We start from the raw sequence: 16,090 nt of genomic DNA on the forward strand, positions 1-16,090 counted from the left end.
TATACTTAAGTATTATGACATAAAAAATGCTGACCGTGAATGATTATAATCACGGTCAGCGCAATTTTTAAAATCTGAATTACTCAACAAGTCCTGTACGCTCGATCCCCTCTACGAAATAACGTTGTGCAAACATATAAAGTACGAGAGGCGGCAGTACGATCAATAATGCTCCTGCCATCTTGATTGGTTCATTCATGTCGAACTGACCTGCAACTAGAGCGTCTTTACTCACCGTTAAATCATTCAGCCTGCCTTGCATGAAATCCATCTGCATGGACATGGCCAAGAAGGTCTCGTTCTTCAGATAAAGCGCGGCTTCGAAGTACGTATTCCAGTGCCAGACGAACGAGAACAGGAAGACGATTAACATCGCCGGCTTCGCGAGCGGCAGCATAATCTTCCAGTATGTCCGCAGCGCCCCCGCGCCGTCCATTCTTGCCGATTCTTCCATCTCCTTAGGCAGCGTCGAGAAGAACTGCCGGAAGATGATGATGAACAACGCTCCTTTGATTCCTTGTGCGAATAGCGCCGGGACGATAAACGGCAGCGGTGAATTCAGCCATCCCAAATTAGAGAACAGAACGAATAATGGGATTGCCATGGTCTGTGTTGGAATGATGAAGGTCAGAAGTACAATGACAAACAGCACGTTTTTGTACGGTATGTGTAATCTTGCGAAGGCATAGCCTGTTAACGCGCAGGAAAACATTTGCAATACCGCCGCTGACACGGACATGAATAACGTATGTCCAAGTGCCTTGAAGTAGTATAGACCTTTAATCGCATCCGTATAGTTCTCTACCTTCAGCACGCGTGGAATCCAATGCACGGCTGGATCAATCAGATCACTGATGTCCTTGAAAGAAGTAGACAGCATGTAGAACAGCGGTGACAGGTACAAGACCGAAATGGAGACGAGCATAATATACGTGAAAATTTTGAATATTAAACCATCATTCAATCTTTGTCCTAACAGCAGCCGTTTGATCCGATCCAGAGACGCTCCAGAAATACCGGGCTTGCCAGGGATCGCTTTCTTTAATATTAGTTTAGCCATGGCTCCAGACTCACCCCTTTCTCTGATTCAATGATGCGGATACACGTGCTAACAGAGCAACCAATAGGAAGATGATTACGAAATAAATCCATCCCAGCGCGCTAGCGTAGCCGTAGCCGGTTTTGAGGTTGATCATATTGCTGAGAATATGATTGACGATCGGATTGAACGAATACGTTGATAAATCCACTAGGGTGTAGATCAGATTCAGGAAAATGAAAGGCACGATCGCCGGGAACGTAATTTTCCAGAATGATTCCCAAGGTGTTACGCCATCAATCTGCGCCGCTTCATATGTAGAAGGCGAGATTGTTTTGAATGCTGCCAGGAAGATGATAACCTGCACGCCGGAGTACCACAGCACGAGTATGATTTTGTTTAATACACCAACCATCGGCTCAGCTAATGCCGGAGGAAACGTATCATAAATTATTTTGGTCAAATCATACTGTTCCGCAAATGGCAGATCTCCTTGCCCTTGGGCGAACAGCTCCATAAGCACCTTACCTGTTGCGAAGATTACCGGCAGGAAGAAGATGGCCCGGAATATCATACGTCCCCGAAACTTTTGATTCAGCAGAATCGCTACGATGAGCGCGAATAATACGGTTACTGGAATAATGAGTATGGTTTCGCGCCAAAAATTGAACATCTCGATCGGGAACACGTTGTCGCGCAGAAAGGCATACTTGAAATTATCCCAACCGACGAACGTGTACAGTAATCCATTGCCGTCAGGCGAAACCTCCAACTTATGAAAGCTAAGGTAAAGTGAATAAATCATCGGATACGCCATGAAGCACAGGACGCCGATGAACCAAGGCAGCAGAAACATATAGCCGGTCAATGCACTTCTGGCCGACTGCGCCCTCTTCTGACGGGCATGCTCCTTCAGGCTCATCTTGTTTGTTGGCGTTCCCTCATTTAATCCACTCATCGGCTCACCCCCTGTTCCACGACTTCGAATGACTGGGCGTTCACCGTGTGGCCTTCACTCGTGTACGGCGCCGCATTGTAATTCACCCAAATCCGGCGTCCATTCTCATACGTTGTCTCGAATACGCCATCTGCTATTTTGCGGTGGTTCTCGATGAAGCTTCCCCATACGCCATCTAGTGCAGTAGATAGTGCTTCATATTCTTTGACAATCGATGACTCCAGAGCATCAAATTTAGAACTGAATAAATAGACGTAATTGGTTAATTTCAAATCCCTCGGATCTGCGTCTGTTACAGCAAAGTATGGCATCGCGCCATATTCAATGGTCCGCAAATACTCTGTAACCGGATTCGTTCGGATATTGCCTGCAACAGACGTATACGTGACAAGTCCATGCAGGGCGATCGGGTAGAACGGCACCTGCTCGTCAATAATCAAATCATAATTGTACACGGTTGGTAATGATTGAATATGATCCACATGACCCAGAATATAGGAGAAAGCGCCTGTTGTCGAAACATAACCGGCCGTTTTACGCGCATCATCCAGCATCTGCTTATAAACCTCGGCTGTCATCTTCCGGTCATAGGGCTCGCTTTTACTGAAATCGCTGTAAATAACTTCTCCAAGCTCATCCAAGGAAATGCCGTCTACCGGGAGTTTCTCATAGGTTTTCAGGGCATCATCGAACTCGCTCTTCATGTTAAGAGCACTCGGGCGATAGAAATAGGATGTTTGACTAAACCAGTCTCCAGCATTCTCCCATTTGATAGCTGTACCATCAACAAGGCGGGCGGCGTCATTCAAGGGAGAAAACCCGTTGCCTACCTTATTGGTTGCCTGCGTATAGGTATCATGCATGATCAGTCTGTTGCCCTTTTCCTTCAGCTCGGCTGCCAGTTTCTTCAAGCCATCCACTCCGCCTACTGCGGACTCGATCGGGAATCGTTTCGGCAGCGAGCCCTGGAAGCCGCCTGGCATCCAGCCTCCAACCCCGATTTCCAAGTTGGTAATGCCTTTCTCATGAAGCTTATCCGCAATACCGCCCACCTGATCAAACGTAGTCGCTACTACGGTCTTGTCGCCCACCGGGCCCGGCTCCGTTGCAGCCATTATAAAGTCGAGAAAGAGCGGCGGTTTACCGGTCTTGCTCTCTAGCTTAGCTGCACCGACTTTATTCTCGAGGTATTCCCGGTAAGTCTTCGCCATGCCTACATAATCCGCCTGCTCTTGGCCAAGCAGCTCGTAACGGATTTGGATCGGCTCGACGGTTAGCTTGGATTCATAAGCATCTACAGATTTATTCAACCCTGTTGGCTGACGATAAGGCCTGCGCAGATTGAATTTGGAATACACATGATTAAATGCGGTTTGTAATCCTGCTGGCGATGCATAGATGTTCGCCTTAAACTCGCCCTTCTCGATAATAGCGACAAAAGCGGAGTCCTGACGTTTCAGCCCATAGACAGGGAAGGCGATTGAATCCCGGGGGAACCACATCCCGATCGGGAAAATAGCTTCATCATCCCCATACACCGGCTGATCGTAAGCTCCAACAATTGCAGGACGATCTTTGTTAAAATGAATCAAACCACCCGGGCCATCAGGAACGAATAAGTAGCCCTCTTCACCTGCAGTTGCTGCCCCGAAGAAAGGAAGCGGCTCCACAGTGACGATTTGATTTTCCTTCTCTTCCAGAATACCGAGTTCCGGCATATGGAACTGCAAGCCTTCATCGTTTAACTGATATTCAAAGTAAAAGGAAAAACCGAGATCCTCAATCGAATACCGGACCCCCACACCGTTATCGATTTTGCGCCATTGTACCTTTGCTTTATGATCGATGGTGTTGGTTAGCTCCGGAAGCGTGCTCTTTTCCTTCAGGTAACGGAACATGAACGGAGACATTAAATTCGACCGCCAGAGACCTTTCACCTCATCGGCTGCCAGCGCCTCATCGGTCGGATTACCATACCACATCTTGCCGTTCTGATCCTGAACTGCAATTAATCCGCGTTCCGGCTCGAACCATAGCGAGCCAGCATTGCTGTTTTCGGAAACCTGATACCAGGTTGTATTCCCGTTCTTCATTTGTTCTCCGCCTGGCTTACCGTTCTCGAAGGCAAGCTCGCTGAAGAAGGCTTCTGCACGCTCAGGCGTGTAATCCCCGAACGACGCTTTCCGGCTCTCTCCAGACATGAGAATGTAGAGGGCGATCAAACCGAGCACAGCGACCAGCGATGCTGGGAAGATGAGCTTGCGCAGAATAGCTTTAAGCACGGTTAATCAACTCCCTTCCCAATTGGATGAAGAAGTCAGCAGCCTGATAAAGCAGCCCCACGGCAAGAAAACCGAACAAGCCCATACAAGTCAGCGTAATAACCGAGACAAGCGTCATCCCGATCGTCTCCTTCAGGTTGTAGTTATGAACATGAAGGGTTCCGATAAAGATCAGAGCGAGTACCCAGAATGTTATCGCACTCATGGCCGTATCATAAATAACCGCTTCCTGTTGTGTCATAATATTAGACAGCAGCTGTACCGGCAGTGTGAACAGTACGAGAGGAACGAGTGCATAAGCGTTCACGATGAATACCTTCTTCAACGTCCCTTCGCCCTTCATCACCGAGCCAATTAAGTAGTTGGCCATCAGCCAGCCTAACCATAATAGAAAATATTGCCCCGCTTCAATCCATAAATTGAGTTCATTGAAGCGCTGATTGGCGAATACGAAGCTGACTGTCGCTTTACCAATAATCATAACTACGAAACCCAGAACCAGAATGATCGCTGCGAAGGTGAAACGGATATCGCGATTATTGGCGATCTCATACATCCCCGTGATCGGGTGACGAAGAACGTCGTATACCGCACGAAGTGAGGTCATCCAAGGACCGCTTTCCTTTGCAGTCTTGCCGGACTTTTTGCCGCGGCGCTTCCGGTAAATAAACCAGACGGTAAGCAGCACCCAAACTCCGATGACCGCACTCATGAACCAACCGAAATAATCGAGCAGCCAGTTCATCCGAATTTGCCAGAAGGATTCCGAGTATCCGGTTCGGTCATAGGCTTTCTCGAAGTTGCCCATAGCGGCCTCATAATCTTCCTCTTTGTATTCAGCTTTTGCTATGGCTTGGTAAGCCCTGTCGAATGTGCCGTCTTGAACAAGAATTTCCCGCCACATCTTCGACCCTTCTTCGTATTTGCCATCCTTAAATAAAGCCATCGCCTGGTGAACCATCGTGCCAAATTCAGTGCGTTTAAACGATTGAATGACGCTCTGCTCGCCATCGGCAACGAAGATATCTCCTTTCGAATTCACGACGACACTAGTCGGACGCTTGAACAACCCGAACCGCGGCGATAATGCGGAGTCATTACCGAATCGGAAGAGCATATTACCTTGCCAATCGTATTGATAGATCCGGCCGCCTGCGGATTCAACGACTGTCATGACGTCATTCTTGTCGACAGCTACGTCCAGAAACGAGAACCGGTCCAGCTTACCGACCCAAGGGGCAAAGTTTTTGCCACCGAGCAGGTCGTTGCCTCCTGCATTCAGACGTTTTAACTGTCCTGTCGGCAGGTTGCGGTTGACAGTGTAGATGAAGCCGCGGGAATCCATCGTCATGTTCGTGATGGCACCCGGTAAATTTTTCTGTTCCTCCGCCAATTGCTCCTCTGTGTAATAACGGCGTTTAAGTCTCTCTACCCAATCCGAAGGAACCTTGTTCGCACCGAAGAATCCGGCGAACTCTCCTTCTGGAGTTAATTGAAGCAGACCTTGGTAACCGCCTTTGTTCGAAACATACACATATCCCCGGTTATCCACGACGGTTTTTACGGGAACGAACAAATAGTTTTCAGGAACAAGCTCTGATTTTGGAGCGAGAATCTCCTTCACGAAGCGGCCTTCCTTGTCGTAGACGACGATTCGTTTGTTGCCGGTATCCGCTACATAAATATCGCCGGCCTCCGTAACGAAGACACCTTCCGGGCTGCGAAGCTTAATTTTCTTGTCCTCCGTACCCTCGGCCGGTATCACTCGAAGCTGCTTGCCTTCCGAATTCAAATGTACGATACGGTCGTTGCCGCGGTCCGCTACATAGATATCGTCATTAGGCATAATAAACAAATCTTCCGGATTTTTGAATCCTTCCCAGATCATCCAGGGTACGAATGCATTCGGTGAAGGGATCCAGCGTCCGTTCGCATCGGTAGATGAAGTGAAATAAGGAAGCTGCGCGTCTGCTTTGGGCACCGGTATCGTCATGAGAACGGCAGCCGCAGCGATCGCGATTATTGCGAATTTCATTATGAAACGTTTCATTGTGGCTCCCCTCTCATTTGATTCCGGAATGTGCCATCGTCGCGAGCACTCTTCGTTGTGAGACCAAAAAGATAATTAAGTTTGGAACGAACATGATCAAACCTACAGCAGCAGCAATTCCTTGCCCGACTACGTTATTGGCCAGACCATTGGTCAAGGTCATGACATAATAAGGAAGCGTCTTCATCGACTCCACCTGTATGTACAGATTGGAAGTCTCTGTCTGCGACCATGCACCTTGGAACGTTAAGATGGCCACTGTAGCGATTGCTGGTGTACAGACGGGCATAACGATCCGGAAGAAGATCAGCCACTCCTTCGCACCGTCAATCCTGGCTGCTTCCATAAGCTCGTTCGGTATTTGGTCAACGAACTGCTTCATCAGAAAAACGCTCGTTGGCGCAGCAATTAACGGAATAATGTGCGCAAAGTACGTATTCATAATGCCAATATTCGCAATAACGAGATAACGGGGAATAGCAACCGCCTCGGGAGCGAACATGAGCGCGAAGATCGTCAGCGCGAAGAAAAACTTGCTGCCCGGAAACACATGCTTGGAGAACGCATAGGCCGCCATGGAGCTTACACCGATTACTCCAATCATCGTAAGACTTGTTGTAAGTAAACTGTTAAACAAGTACCGGGTAAACGGGATAACAAGCGACTGCGTCTTCAAGAACAAATCGCGAAAGTTTTCCAGCGTTGGTTCTTGTACGATAAATCTCGGCGGATAGAGAAACAGCTCATTAATTGGTTTGAACGCGTGATTGAAAATAAAAATAATCGGCAATGCCATGAACACCGCAAGCAACAAGAGGCCAAGAAAAGTGATTCGTTGAAACCAATCGACAGCCTTCGCCTTCCGCCAAGCTCGAGCCAGAGATACGCCGGACCTTCGAGTCATCATTTGCAAGGTTTTCATCTATTCGTCCTCCTTGCTGCCGAAGAGCTGGAATGAGAGCTTGGTCGCTCCGTATACGAGCAGCAGGAGCAGCACCGACAAAGCAGCTGCGTAACCGAGCTCGTAACGTATGATAGCAAAGTCGTCGATATGATTGATCATCAGATGGCCCGAGTATTGCGGTGTAATAGGCGAGCCTGCGAGAATGGCACCAATCGCCCCCGCCTTCAAGGTACCGACTACCGCCATAACTGCTCCGAATAGCATCTGAGGTTTAATGGCTGGAATAGTGAGATAGAAGATTTCTTGAAGCCGGTTAGAGATGCCATCGATTGCACCCGCTTCGTAAAGCTCCTTATTCACCGTTTGCAGACCTGCGAGCATCGCAAGGAAACCCACCCCCATACTGGCCCATAACGAGATGCCAATCATTATATACATAAAATATTTGGGATCTTGAAGCCAAAGCACCGGCTGATCCAGAATTCCCCAATTGAGAAGCAAATTGTTCAAATAACCAACACGGTCTCCGCTGAAAATAACAGGCCAAACGACCGCAAATGCGACGCCGGAAGCTAACGATGGCGCATAGATGGCCAAAGTGAACCAGTCGCGGACTCCTTTGGGCAGCTGATTAATGAGCCAGGCGAGGAAGAACGACATCATATAACCGCCTGGTCCGACGATTAGCGCGAATTTGAATGTATTCGGAATGGCATACTGCAGGAATATCCGGTCTTGCGACAAGATCGCCAGAAAGTTATCCCACCCAATAAACTTGGGCATAGAGATGGCGTTAAACGAGAAGAACGACAGCCCGATTGCAACAACTACGGGAACGAGAATGAATAGAACAAATGTAATGAGGAATGGCCCGATAAAAATATAGGATATTCGATTCGCCCATATGCGCGATAATAATCCAGGTCGGGCTACCCGAGTTCGCACGGTTGGTTGGCCCGGCTTCGCCGATTCGGTGGCGACGCTCATTGCGATCCCTCCCCTTCCCATGGCTTCGTAACAGCTGGAATGTCCAGCTCACGCAATATCGTACCGTGCTTCTCTCTCAAGCCGAACTCAATCTGTTTGCGGGACATCTCCCGGTTCGTATCAATGAATGCTTGCTCTAACGCTTCGCGAACATTCTTCTTCTCAATAACAGCCTTATTCCATGCGAATTCCAGCTGTCTTCCAGTGAAGTAACCACCTGGAACCTGCGGTGCTTCACGGAACCATCGGTGCTGCTCTTTGATGACATCTAGGTCGTCCTGTGGCCATGGCAATCTTGCGAATGCCTTCATGTTTGCGGTATTCCAACGGTATTCCGGTCCGAATATCGCTTCGATATCGTTACCGAAACGCTCTTGCGTGATATCGGACGTCCACCATTTCAAGAACTGCCACGCTTTATCGTGATTATCATTATCTTTGAAAATGACGCCAGCCTGCATCGGTCCGCCTGACCACCGCTCGACCACGCCTTCTTCATTGCGAATGCCTGGAAGCGGCGCGATCGCCCATTTGCCGGCTAACTCCGGTGCGGCAAACTCCGTTTGCAAGTAGCTGTTGAAATCGATAATGCCAACCGGCATATCCCCTAACCGGAAGTGGTTGAAGAAGCTCGGTACATCGCGCGGAAGCTGATACAGCGTAAACATCTCCGTCAATTGACGGAAGCCTTTGTACGCTTTCTCGCTATCAAGTGCAGACTTCATTCCATTCGGCGTATACAGCTCCGCTCCATTCTGGAACAGGAACGTGTTGTAGTCTTTCGGCGGCAGATAAAAATCATAACCATTCTGCTGTAAGGTAGAAAGCATCTTGTACATCTCTTCCCAAGTATCCGGAGGAGTCAGTCCGAGGCTTTCCAGAATGTCTGTACGATATGCCATGACGTTGAAGCCTTGAATCTCAGGCAACGCATAATCGCCTTCATCGTAATGGAACACGCGCAGTGCTCCTGGATGGAAGGAGTTCGCAACTTCTTCATAATCCGGGAACGTCGATAGATCCAATAACGCTCCCCGCATAGCGAAGTCAGCCGGCATCGCACTATCGATACCGAGTGCCACATCAGGCTGAATCCCGGCAGCATTGCCTAAGATAAACATCTGAGGATCAGGTACGATATTGACATTCACCGTTATTCCGGTCTCAGGTGTGAACGTTTCATCCGCAAGCTGTTGAATCAAATTGACGTAGTCGCGTCCGCGGTTGACCCAAATATCAATTGCTCCGGGCACATTACGGCGGAAGTCGTAATCAATCGTGAACGTACGGAAGAACGATGTAACTGAATGTCCGAAGCTTTCGAAGAACCCTGGAGTTGCCCGGGGAACATCGGCACCTGGCTGAAAAATATACAAGTAGTCGAACAGCACAGGCTGATCGAGCATACGGAATAGCCAGTTGCTTAAACTGCTTTGCATTTTGGAAAATTGACCAAGCTCATTCGGTACATCACGCGGATTATCACGCATCTCGCCCAAATCTTCCGCTGCCGTTCGAAGGGCATTCTCTACATCCGATTTGCCCCCGGTAGACAAGGTTTGCAGATGGTCAGACAGACTAAGCAGGTCGTCAATTATGGCATTGTACCGTTCCGGAAGATTTGGAATGTATTTCTCAAGCTCCCAATCCCGGTTCAAATCGATGTTGCCATTCTCCGTCAATGACTTGTCAAAGTTGCCCGTCACCTTGCGAATCGATGCCTCCAGCTCTGACAGACGGTTCATGTTACGAAGAATTCCGTCATAGACGGGCTTAATCGGCGCAGCTGCCGCCGTCATACGAAGGGTATGCTTGCCTTTCTTGAGCGATAGATTCAGAGGTTTATCCTCATCATTCGATAGCGTCATATTGTGCCAGCTCGTATCATAAGGGAAGGCAACTTTCTCTAGCTCAGCAAACGGCGTTTCGCCATCTATGGATATCGTGCGGTAAGCAAAGGTGTTATTCAAATAGGTTTGCGAGTATTTGAAACCGATCTGATACGTTCCATCAGCAGGAACTTCAAAATCCCATTCCGCCCATTGTCCGCTCGTACGGAATTGCTCGCCGCCTAGAGAATTAAAACGAATAAGCCCTTTCGTCTCCGGTGAAATACGCGGAGCGTCAGAGGACTGCAGTTGTATCGACGTATCTGATTTACGGCTGATATTCTCTGCTTCAATGATGCTTACCCAATCACCGCTCTGCTCGCCCTCATTCTGTGTGTCCTCAGAATATTTGGCCGGTGATGTGGAAGGAACGATATAAAGTTGTTTGATCTTGATTGGCTGATATTCACCAACCAACCGCAATGTGTGCTCTCCCTTCGTAAGCGGCCAACGGAGAGGTCCTGTTTCAACATCGAAGTTTGTGAAAGGTTCTGTCTTCCATCCTGTAACTTCCACGGATTGCGGCCGGCGGTCATTGCCGAACTCGTCCTTCTGCGGAGGATAAGGATCATGCGTAAATTGACGCTTCAAGTGAAGTCGCTCAGCTTCTTTGAAAGGAAATGCCCCGTCGATTTGTACGCCGCGAACAATACCAACCGCAGCATCGCTATTGGAATCATAAGTCAGTCCAATTTCATAGAGGCCATCTTCAGGAACTGTAATTTCCCATTCAACCCATCCTTTTTCAGAATTCCAAGAAAGCCCCTCATCGCCATCGAATGCAAAAAGAGCCGGATCGGACACGGCAGAGTATGACCCGCCGGGCAGTGTTATTTCAGAGCCTTCTATGAGGCTCTCTTTGTAAGGCTTAATCACATTCTGATAGGTCGTAGGATCGTCGCTGCTGTACTCTTCGGACGAATTACTGCTGGTCGTCTCCCCGCTCGTCGGCGTTACCGGACCTAAGAGGAACAAGATCATGCAGAGGCTCAGCGTGAGTACGACCGTTGAATGTACCCTCTTTAGCATAATAGCTCCTCCGTACCCGGATCAAAGAAATGGACATTGTTCATATCGAATCCCACCGTGACCGTATCGCCTTCCTGGAAACCAAGGCGAAGAGGATCTACACGGACAATAAGAGAATGATCCGTATTGTTCAAATGCAGGTATGTGTCAGATCCCATAAATTCCAGCATATCCACGGTTGAATCAAACTGACTTTGGGTCAAACTCCAATCTACTGAGTCCTTGCATGCGATTTTCTCTGCTCTGACGCCCAGCACGATACGCTTATCATGGTAACGTTGATCGATCAGCACCTTGGCTTTCTTCGCCGGAATGAGCAGTCGATATCTGCGCGTATCGAAGAATACGCCATCCGAAGTATGCTGAATCGTCCCATGGATGAAATTCATAGGAGGCGTACCGATGAAGCCAGCAACGAACATATTTTTCGGTGATTGATAAATTTCCTTGGGAGTGCCAACCTGTTGAATGATACCGCTGCGCATCACAACGATACGCGTACCCATTGTCATGGCTTCGATCTGATCATGCGTTACATAAATCATCGTTGTTTGCAATTTACGGTGCAGCTTCGTGATCTCCTCGCGCATTTGAACGCGAAGCTTGGCATCCAGGTTAGATAGCGGCTCGTCCATGAGGAAGACTTCCGGTTCACGAACAATAGCACGACCTAAGGCAACGCGCTGCCTTTGACCTCCAGACATATGCTTAGGCAGCTTATCCAGAAGAGCTTCGATCTCCAATACTTTGGCAGCCCTTGTGACACGCTCCTGCAGTTCATGCTTTGGCAATTTACGCAAGCGTAATCCGAAGGCAATGTTCTCAAATACGGACATATGAGGATAAAGTGCATAGTTCTGGAATACCATCGCAATATTACGATCCTTGGAAGACACATAATTGACCATACGGTCTCCAATATAAATTTCGCCCTCGGAAATATCCTCCAAGCCTGCTAGCATCCGAAGCAGCGTGGATTTGCCGCAACCGGAGGGGCCAACCAGAACAAGAAACTCACCGTCTTCCACTTGCAGATGGAAATCGTCAACCGAGTACCGCCGTTCTGTGGCATACTGTTTCTTGACATGTTGGAATGATACACTTCCCATCCATATGACACCCCTTTCCTGATGGTTCAATACTTTACGGTTTACGGTTCAATACTTTACTAAATCTTGAAGGAAACCAGTCTCCGCTTTCTGACAGGAATCGGCAGGTGCCGATTAAGCTAGCACCTGCCCTCTCATTTGTTTGCTTATTTACTTATATTTTTCCTGAAGCTCTTGAAGCTTCTTGTTAAGCGCTTCGGTACCGGATGGGAAATAGTCGTGGGCACTGACACCCTCGCTGACTGCTTTTCCATGTGCCCAAGTCGCAATGAAGCCGTTAAGCTCATTTGCACCGATCATGACTCTTGTGGCATGAATTTCACCGATACTAGCTGCATAGTTTAGCGCATCCGTATTAAGGCCTTTATAAATTTCAGCATTTTTGAAATGTTCGACGATTTCAGGATTCGGCGAGTTCGGGAAAGATCCCCCGATATCGATTAGAACCTTTTGTCCTTCCACCGATGCAGCCCAGAATTTCATGAACTTCCATGCTGCGTCTTTATTCTTGCCTGCTTTGCTCAAGAACATTGGGTTATCGAAGATCATGTTAACTTGTTTAGCTGTACCTGCAGGGTACGGAGCAACGTCCCAATTAAACTTCAACGATTCTTTCCAGCCAGGAATTAACGGTGAAACGTGAACCGTGAAGAGCGCTTGGCCGCTGCTCCATAGATCAACACCTGCAACTCCGTTCGCTTCTTTCCCTTGATCATTCAACATGGTGCCGTCTTTTTGCACAAAATCTGCAACCGATTGAAGATCGTCAAGAACAGCTGGGTCGTCACCTAGGAACTTCGTATAGTCTTCATTCATCATCAACGAATGCGGTGCATGGCCGTTCGCAACAGGCATTACCATACCGAGGAACTCGTTGATTAACCCTGCTCCTTCGAAGCCCCACGTTTTCTCAGCAGGATTGGTCGCTTTCTTCGCCATGTCGACCATTTGTTCGAAGGTCCAATCATTGCTCGGTGCCGTCAGGCCATATTTATTTAACAAATCCTTATTATAGTAAACCAGGAAAGCATCATTGCCACGGGAAAGTGCATACTGACTGCCCTTGAATTGGAACTGCTCCAAACGCCCTGGGCTGAATTCATAGTTTTTGAAATCCGGATCCGCATCGATAAACGGCGTCAAATCATCCGCGAAACCTTGAACAATCGGAGTCGTGAACTCATCGTGCCAGAACAAGTCGATTGGATCGTTTGCAGCAACCGCTTGTGTTAACGTTGGAATTACTTCAGCACTGCCATTGACGAAAACAATCTCAACTTCGATGTTGGGGTTCAACGCTGTGAAAGCGTCACCAATCTTTTTGAAGGCAGAATCGGCTGCAACCCAAGTAGCAATTCGTATTTTCACTTTTTCTTGCGGATCCGTTTTTGGCGTATCCTCAGGCTTCGGATCATCCTTCGGCGTATTCTCGCCGGTATTGTTTGGTTTAGGATCTTCTGCAGCAGGATTATTGTTACCACCACCACAAGCAGCTGTTACAAAAACAAATGCCATTATCATTGCGACCATTAAAAACTTGCGCATTACGAATGGTTTAACCATACTCTTCCCCCTAGAAAAATTTGTTGTTGTCATAAGTTGAAGAACTACTCTTACTTTGAACCCCTATCATACATACACCCAAAATCCTCTGTCCGAACAGGCATCACCTCCCATAATGAATACCCTTACATTCACTCGTTTACAAAATGCATCGTTTTCTCCATTACGCCGTCTTTCAGGTTCCACTCCACAGCCAATGGCCCTCTTGGCGTGCTTATGGTGCCTTGGCATTCGGTTAAGCCCTGGATCGCATTGGGTTGGAAATGAATCTCTTCGTAGCCCGGCTTGGCCGGCTGAACGCCTATGAGAAACTTGCTAATCCAAGTAACCGGCGTACTCGCCCAACTGTGACATAAGCTCATACGGTATGAATTGTAATTGGTATACGTCGTCTGCGAGTCATGATAATCAGATTGAGGTGACATGACTACGCTTTCCCAAAAGGTCGTAGCTCCGTCGTTCAGCATGCTGCCCCAAACCTTTGCGATGACCTCCCAAGCTTCCTGATGCCGCTCATATTTGGAATAACATTCCGCCAGCCAATAAGCAGATAACGGTGTAATCGGGTCCTGAACTTGATAGCCGTCGAGAAAACGGATCGCACGCTCGTCGCTGACGTAACCACACAATATGCCGATTAATGGCGTTATAAGCGCGGAATCGTCCTGCAAGAATACTTCCTCGTCGAACACCGGATCTGGCCAATCCGTATTGAGCTCAAGCTCCGGCACATAGGCAACCAGTGATTGAACAGAGCTCTTCATCAGCTTGAGAATCGCATTCAGACATGCCCATGACTCCTGTTCGTTCATTGGAACCCATTCGATAAAAGCTTGGCTTGGATTATAGAAATGTCCGGTTTGCTTATCGACGTTGTCTTCCACCCATTTAACATGTGTTTGAAGATTTCCCTTCATCTCAAGGACGAATGCTTTGTCGCCGGTATGAAGGTAATATTCCCACATCCCGATAACCCACCATAAGGTATAGGAAGGAATTGAATTCATCCAGTACCCGTATGGTGTATCCCCCAGCTCGCCGATTGCCCGCTTCAGAATGGTGTAATCATCCCAGAGCATGTAGTCCGCTTTTCCTGCCATGTAGAAATCGTACGCCCAATTGAGTCGATCGCGCTTGATTCCATCCCACAATCCGACCTGGTGGCACACTTTGTTCGTATGGGCGGACACTTCGAAGATTTGATCCAATACGGGCAGGTTAGTTTGGATCGAACCGATCTGTTCAAGCGGTACGCCAACTGCCTCACACTCGATCTCCATCTCAATATCCTGTCCGGATGCACCGCCCACGAATATCTGAACATACCGCATACCTTGAGGAAGTGTGACATATTCGCCATTTCCTGGTATTTGTATGTATTCGGTTATGCAAGAATCATAATGTTCGAGCTCATGAAGCGACTCCGCTCCGTTCAGAAGCAGTGACAGAGGCTGACCGTTGTGGTTCCGCAGCCGAAAACGGACATTCAGCTCTTTATTTAGATCGATAACGGCTGTAGGTGTAGACGATAGATCGGTTTGATTCTGAGCGGTGCGGAAAATCTTCCACTCGTTCTGTTTCAGAAGATGATAGAACAGATGGCGTTCGTTGCGTTCCGCCTCAAAGTGAAAGTCAACTTCTGCCTTCCCCTTCAGCTCTATCAAAGAATCTCTTATTTCAATATTCAATCGCGAAGACGATAGCTCGCTAATCTGTTGAACAGGCTCTGTAGTCATATCGCCATAGCCCCCGGCTACGAACCACTCCGCGCCATGATCCAGATCGCCATACGGTTCTTCACCAAGCAGGCACACGACATCCGCATTGCGGTCACCCGCACGCCAGGTAGCATCCGTTACAAGCCACAAGCCTTCTCCCTGCAAATATGCAATACACCCAACAGTACGATTAACAAGGTGAATGCTAATGGGTACTACAGGCATCGGTTGACTGCAGCTCACGCTAATGCTTATCGTATGCTCTCCTTTGGAAAGTTTGAACGGCACGGTCAGTTTCGTGAACATCGTTCCATGGCGGGGATGATCCTCTAATGAGCCGAAGCTTACCCCATCGATTGCTGCATCTGCAGCGCCTGTGCAAGCTAGAGACAGCTCCAAGCCTTCAAGATCGCTCTCTAGATGAAAGGTTTTGCTTAATTGAATTTGTTTAAGGTCAGCTCGTTCAGGATGCCATATCCATGAAGGCACAAGAGCTGGATTAACTTTTGAAGCTGTCAGCATGAGATCCTCCTAGTACAAAAACGTTTTTGTATTTTCCCGA

General features: G+C 48.2%; 10 protein-coding genes. All 10 read right to left on the bottom strand.

Annotation, left to right across the window (positions count from 1 at the left end; translation table 11 throughout):
* Positions 1-79: 79 nt before the first annotated feature.
* The 10 genes from NNL21_RS25710 to NNL21_RS25755 all read right to left on the bottom strand — a co-directional run bounded on the left by NNL21_RS25710 (position 80) and on the right by NNL21_RS25755 (position 16,050).
* Complete coding sequence (locus NNL21_RS25710; RefSeq protein WP_204821204.1) at positions 80-1,060, bottom strand: carbohydrate ABC transporter permease; 981 nt, start codon at positions 1,058-1,060, stop codon at positions 80-82.
* Between the two features lie 10 nt (positions 1,061-1,070).
* On the bottom strand, positions 1,071-1,997 hold the full coding sequence (locus NNL21_RS25715) for a carbohydrate ABC transporter permease (protein ID WP_204821205.1): 927 nt from the start codon (positions 1,995-1,997) through the stop codon (positions 1,071-1,073).
* Positions 1,994-4,279 (bottom strand): DUF5696 domain-containing protein, encoded by a 2,286-nt coding sequence (locus tag NNL21_RS25720; protein ID WP_204821206.1) that lies wholly within the window; start codon positions 4,277-4,279, stop codon positions 1,994-1,996. Before NNL21_RS25720 ends, NNL21_RS25715 begins: the two co-directional genes overlap by 4 nt.
* On the bottom strand, positions 4,272-6,329 hold the full coding sequence (locus NNL21_RS25725; RefSeq protein ID WP_204821207.1) for a YIP1 family protein: 2,058 nt from the start codon (positions 6,327-6,329) through the stop codon (positions 4,272-4,274). The genes NNL21_RS25720 and NNL21_RS25725 overlap by 8 nt, the downstream gene beginning before the upstream one ends.
* A 13-nt stretch (positions 6,330-6,342) precedes the next feature.
* Positions 6,343-7,251 (bottom strand): carbohydrate ABC transporter permease, encoded by a 909-nt coding sequence (locus NNL21_RS25730; RefSeq protein ID WP_204821208.1) that lies wholly within the window; start codon positions 7,249-7,251, stop codon positions 6,343-6,345.
* On the bottom strand, positions 7,252-8,220 hold the full coding sequence (locus tag NNL21_RS25735; RefSeq protein ID WP_204821209.1) for a carbohydrate ABC transporter permease: 969 nt from the start codon (positions 8,218-8,220) through the stop codon (positions 7,252-7,254).
* Entirely contained in the window at positions 8,217-11,138 is a 2,922-nt protein-coding gene (locus NNL21_RS25740) for an extracellular solute-binding protein (protein ID WP_204821210.1), read from the bottom strand. Before NNL21_RS25740 ends, NNL21_RS25735 begins: the two co-directional genes overlap by 4 nt.
* Positions 11,132-12,247 (bottom strand): ABC transporter ATP-binding protein, encoded by a 1,116-nt coding sequence (locus NNL21_RS25745; protein ID WP_204821211.1) that lies wholly within the window; start codon positions 12,245-12,247, stop codon positions 11,132-11,134. The genes NNL21_RS25740 and NNL21_RS25745 overlap by 7 nt, the downstream gene beginning before the upstream one ends.
* 150 nt (positions 12,248-12,397) lie before the next feature.
* Positions 12,398-13,810 carry an extracellular solute-binding protein gene (locus NNL21_RS25750; protein WP_204821212.1) on the bottom strand — a complete coding sequence of 471 codons (1,413 nt, stop codon included), beginning with the start codon at positions 13,808-13,810 and terminating at the stop codon, positions 12,398-12,400.
* A gap of 131 nt (positions 13,811-13,941) precedes the next feature.
* The gene (locus NNL21_RS25755; protein WP_204821213.1) at positions 13,942-16,050 is read right to left on the bottom strand and encodes an alpha-L-rhamnosidase C-terminal domain-containing protein; all 2,109 of its coding nucleotides are present in this window, start codon (positions 16,048-16,050) and stop codon (positions 13,942-13,944) included.
* Between the last annotated feature and the right edge of the window lie 40 nt (positions 16,051-16,090).

The organism is Paenibacillus mendelii (assembly GCF_024498075.1).
Classification (GTDB): Bacteria; Bacillota; Bacilli; order Paenibacillales; family Paenibacillaceae; genus Paenibacillus_Z; species Paenibacillus_Z mendelii.

Coding starts and splice junctions, on each gene's coding strand:
- NNL21_RS25740 (WP_204821210.1), bottom strand. CDS start 11,138: ATGCTAAAGAGGGTACATTCAACGGTCGTACTCACGCTGAGCCTCTGC.
- NNL21_RS25755 (WP_204821213.1), bottom strand. CDS start 16,050: ATGCTGACAGCTTCAAAAGTTAATCCAGCTCTTGTGCCTTCATGGATA.
- NNL21_RS25745 (WP_204821211.1), bottom strand. CDS start 12,247: ATGGGAAGTGTATCATTCCAACATGTCAAGAAACAGTATGCCACAGAA.
- NNL21_RS25730 (WP_204821208.1), bottom strand. CDS start 7,251: ATGAAAACCTTGCAAATGATGACTCGAAGGTCCGGCGTATCTCTGGCT.
- NNL21_RS25715 (WP_204821205.1), bottom strand. CDS start 1,997: ATGAGTGGATTAAATGAGGGAACGCCAACAAACAAGATGAGCCTGAAG.
- NNL21_RS25710 (WP_204821204.1), bottom strand. CDS start 1,060: ATGGCTAAACTAATATTAAAGAAAGCGATCCCTGGCAAGCCCGGTATT.
- NNL21_RS25725 (WP_204821207.1), bottom strand. CDS start 6,329: ATGAAACGTTTCATAATGAAATTCGCAATAATCGCGATCGCTGCGGCT.
- NNL21_RS25750 (WP_204821212.1), bottom strand. CDS start 13,810: ATGGTTAAACCATTCGTAATGCGCAAGTTTTTAATGGTCGCAATGATA.
- NNL21_RS25735 (WP_204821209.1), bottom strand. CDS start 8,220: ATGAGCGTCGCCACCGAATCGGCGAAGCCGGGCCAACCAACCGTGCGA.